The sequence below is a fragment of the Mycobacterium sp. 1245499.0 genome (genome assembly GCF_001673615.1).
GTDB lineage: Bacteria > Actinomycetota > Actinomycetes > Mycobacteriales > Mycobacteriaceae > Mycobacterium > Mycobacterium europaeum_A.
The window spans coordinates 1-4,085 of sequence record NZ_LZMG01000227.1; the positions used below are offsets into that span (position 1 = coordinate 1).

Sequence of the window (4,085 nt, forward strand, 5' to 3'; positions counted from 1 at the left end):
GCAGCGCGGCTGGAAGCACGAGACCGACGACGACGACACCGACGCCGACGCCGTGGACGCCGCGGCGAAGAACCTCGAGTTGCTCGGCTACGTCGGGCTGGCCGACACCGCCCGGGCGTCGGCGCGCCCGCTGATCGAGGCGCTGGTGGACGCCGACCGCGACGTGGTGCTGATCACCGGCGACCACCCCGTGACGGCGCGCGCGATCGCCCGGCAGTTGGGCTTGCCCGAGGGCGCCAGAGTGGTCACCGGCGCCGAACTCGCCGGCCTCGACGAGGACGCCTGCGCCAAGCTGGTCGCCGACGTGCAGGTGTTCGCCCGTGTCAGCCCCGAGCAGAAGGTGCAGATCGTGGCCGCCCTGCAGCGCTGCGGCCGGGTGACGGCGATGGTCGGCGACGGCGCCAACGACGCCGCCGCCATCCGGATGGCCGACGTCGGTATCGGGGTGAGCGGTCGCGGTTCGTCGGCCGCCCGCGGCGCCGCCGACATCGTGTTGACCGACGAGGATCTGGGCGTATTGATGGACGCCCTGGTCGAGGGCCGCAGCATGTGGGCGGGCGTGCGCGACGCCGTCACGATCCTGGTCGGCGGCAACGTCGGTGAGGTGCTGTTCACCATCATCGGCACCGCATTCGGCGCCGGCCGCGCCCCGGTGGGGACCCGTCAGCTGCTGCTGGTCAACCTGCTCACCGACATGTTCCCCGCGCTCGCGGTAGCCGTCACCTCGCAATACGTCGAACCCGACGAAGCCGAATACGAATCGGCCGAGGCCGCCGAGGAGGCGCGCCGCCTGCACCGGCGCGCCGTGCTCACCGGGGCCACGCCCTCACTCGACGCCCCGCTGATGCGCCAGATCGTCACCCGTGGCGCCGTCACTGCCGCCGGGGCGACGGCCGCCTGGGCGATCGGGCGCTGGACGCCGGGTACCGAAAGGCGCACGGCCACAATGGGTTTGACCGCGCTGGTGACGACGCAGCTGGCGCAGACGCTGCTGACCCGCCGGCACAGCCCGCTCGTCGTGGCGACGGCCCTGGGCAGCGCCGGCGTCCTGGTCGGCATCGTGCAAACCCCGGTGATCAGCCAGTTCTTCGGCTGCACGCCGCTGGGGCCGGTCGCCTGGTCCGGGGTGCTGGGCTCCACGGCGGGAGCCACCGCGATCTCGGCGCTGGCCCCCAATTGGCTGGCCAAGCAGGTCGCCGCCCTGGAGCCCGGCGAGGAATGATCGTGTTCAGCCGGACAACTCCCGGCGCAGCACCTTGCCGGTCGGGTTGCGCGGAATGCTGTCCACGACGTTGATGTCGCGGGGCTGTTCGAAGCGGGAGACTCGGTCCTTCAAATATTCGCGCAGCTGCGCGGCGTCGATCTCGCTGCCGGGCTGGGCGACCACGTACGCGGCCAGGCGCTGACCGAACCGCTCGTCGGGGACTCCGATGACGACGTTCTCGGCGACGGCGGGGTGCTGGGCGAGCGCGTTTTCGACCGCGCGCGGATAGACGTTCTCGCCGCCGGAGATGATCATGTCGTCTTCGCGGCCGACGATGAAGAGCCGGCCCGCGTTGTCCAGATAGCCCATGTCGCCCGTGCTGGTCATGCCGTCGACGACGGCCTTCGCGGCGCCGTCGGTGTAGCCGTCGCTGGTCAGTTCGCCGCCCACGAAGATCCGCCCGGTGACCCGCGGCCCGACCGGTCTGTCGTTCTTGTCGAAGATCCGCACCGGGCAGCCCACGACCGGCCTTCCGACGGTTTCGGGCGCTTCGCGCAGATCCGCCGGCGTGGCCAGCGCACCGATGCCGACCTCGGTGGAGCCGTAGCCGTTGTAGAGGACGTCGCCGTAGGCGTCCATGAACCGCTGGCCCAGCGTGGGGTCGAGGCGGTCGCCGCTGGAGATCACCGTCCGCAGGTAGGGCAGCGGGTTTCGCGCCCGCACCTGCTCGGGCAGCTCCAGGATGCGCGCGAGCACCACCGGCACCGCGGTGAAGGCGTCGGCACGATGCAGCGACGCCTGCGCCAGCGCGGCTTCGGCGTCGAACTCGCGGCGGGTGAGCACGGTTCCCCCGAGCGCGAGGGTCAGCATCAGCATGCCCAACCCCAGCCCGTGAAACATGGGCATTGCCACCGAGATTCGCGACCCGGTGTGCAGCCGGGTGCGGTCCAGGATCGTCACCCACACGCCCACCGCGGAGCGCAGCTGCGGTGAGCGGGGCACCCCCTTGGGGGTGCCGGTGGTGCCCGATGTCAGCAGGACGATGCGGCCGGGGGCGGCCACGGCCGGTCTGCCGGCGCCTTCGTCGGCGCCGAGCGTCGCCGGATCGACGGTGCCGACCGATTCGTCAGCGGCCCGCAACCGCTCGACGAATTCGGCGTCGGCGACCACGGTCGAAATGCGGTGCGCTTGCACCGCGGCGGCCAGCGCGTCGCTGCGAAACTCCGTGCTCATCGGGACGACATCGGCGCCCAGCAGGGCGGCGGCGAACACGCCGGCCACAAAACCGCGTCCGTTGCGGCACATCACCCCGACCGCCTGCCCGGGTGCAACGCCGTCGTCGGCCAACCGCCGCGCCAGCGACTCGGTCACCAGTTGCAGCCGGCGATAGCTGAGCGCGCCGTCGTCGTCGACGATCGCCGTCCGGTCGGGCCACCGGGCCGTCGTGACCGCCAGCAGCGTGTACGGATTGGTGCCGCCCCGGCGTGCCTCGCGAAGCAGCCGGAAACCCGCCAGTGGCGCCGGCGGACTCAGCAGGCCCGAGCGCAGCAGGGCCCGGGCAGCGGTGGGAATCACCCGGTCATTCGTCATTGTCGGCCTCGTCGGTGTCGGACTCGCTGAAGAACCGGCGATGCCACAGCCGGGCGGCGTAATCGGCCGGCCCCGCCAGCAGCACCGAGGCCAGCTCGGCCGGCAGCACCCAGGGCGGTTCGATGGTGCGGGGCCGCTCGATGACCGCCTTGGCGATCGCGTCGGCGGCCTCGTCCGCCGACAGGCCGGGTAGGCGGCCCAGCAGCGGGGTGGGCGCGATCATCCTGGTTCGGACCAGAGCGAAGTAGACAGTGGTCACATCGACGCCGTCGGTGTGCAGTTCCGGAGCGACGCTGCGCAACCAGCGGTCGAAGGCGCCCTTCGATGCCTGATAGGCACCCCATTGCGGACCCGGCGCCACCCGCACCCCGACGCTCGAGACGTTCACGATGTGCCCGCTGCCGTTGTCGCGCATGGCCGGCAGCAGACCCAGGAGCAGCCGCACCGGTCCCAGGTAGTTGATGTCGATCGTGCGCTGGAAGTCGTGCGGCCGGTCGTACTGGTCATGCAGCGAGCGGCGCAACGATTTGCCGGCGTTGCTCACCACGATGTCGGGCGGGCCGTGCTCCTCGGTAATGCCCTTGGTCAGGGTGCTCACCGCGGATTCGTCGGTGAGGTCGGTGGGATAGGCAACCGCGTGGCCCCCACCGGCATTGATCGACGCCGTCAGGTCGCAGAGCCGTTCCTCGGATCGGGCGACGACCAGGACGGTGGCTCCCGCGGCGGCCAGGCTGCGCGCGGTCGCCTCGCCGATGCCGTAGGAGGCGCCGGTCACCAAGACGGTTTTGCCGGAGACGGCGCCGCGCAACTTGTCGGGATCCGACACCCGCGCCGGGTTGGCCACGTGGTCCGTGACCGTGTTCAGGGCCTGCGTTAGTGCGTTCAACTTCGCTGCCGCATTCACTCGAGCCGCTCGCCGAGGTCGGCTGTTGCTTCACCGTAACCCCGGCTCGTAACTACGAGTAGCAGACCACACTGGGGTGCGGGCCCGCGCTCCGGCCCGGCGCCGCCGCCCAGCGGGCGACCCGAGCGAGCGGTGGGCGCGCGGGGCCCGGGCGCCCGCGCCGGATGGCGTCGCGCACAACCAATCTCAGCCCGTCCGCAATCGCGGCGGTTATTTTATGAGAACACGGTAATTTCGGTGTTTCTGGTGTTTAAGCGGCGTGTTGGCTGGGCACAATGGCGGCATGATCGCACGTCACGTCATTCGTACCCTTGGTTCCGCAGTAGTTCTCGCAGCGTCGGGCGTGGCCGTTTCGGCCGTGTCCGCCTCCGTTATCCCCTCCGCGTC

The 4,085-nt window shown here is 71.1% G+C and carries 3 protein-coding genes; 1 reads left to right on the forward strand and 2 read right to left on the reverse strand.

Annotation, left to right across the window (positions count from 1 at the left end; translation table 11 throughout):
* Positions 1-1,222, forward strand: a 1,222-nt coding sequence (locus A5646_RS12655) for a cation-translocating P-type ATPase (RefSeq protein WP_231998307.1), incomplete at its 5' end; no start/stop codon positions are given.
* Between the two features lie 6 nt (positions 1,223-1,228).
* Here A5646_RS12655 and A5646_RS12660 read toward each other — a convergent pair.
* Together A5646_RS12660 and A5646_RS12665 are read right to left on the reverse strand one after the other, a co-directional pair.
* Complete coding sequence (locus A5646_RS12660; RefSeq protein ID WP_067021959.1) at positions 1,229-2,794, reverse strand: AMP-binding protein; 1,566 nt, start codon at positions 2,792-2,794, stop codon at positions 1,229-1,231.
* Positions 2,784-3,698 (reverse strand): SDR family NAD(P)-dependent oxidoreductase, encoded by a 915-nt coding sequence (locus A5646_RS12665; RefSeq protein WP_066870045.1) that lies wholly within the window; start codon positions 3,696-3,698, stop codon positions 2,784-2,786. The genes A5646_RS12660 and A5646_RS12665 overlap by 11 nt, the downstream gene beginning before the upstream one ends.
* Positions 3,699-4,085: the final 387 nt, after the last annotated feature.

Coding starts and splice junctions, on each gene's coding strand:
- A5646_RS12660 (WP_067021959.1), bottom strand. CDS start 2,794: ATGACGAATGACCGGGTGATTCCCACCGCTGCCCGGGCCCTGCTGCGC.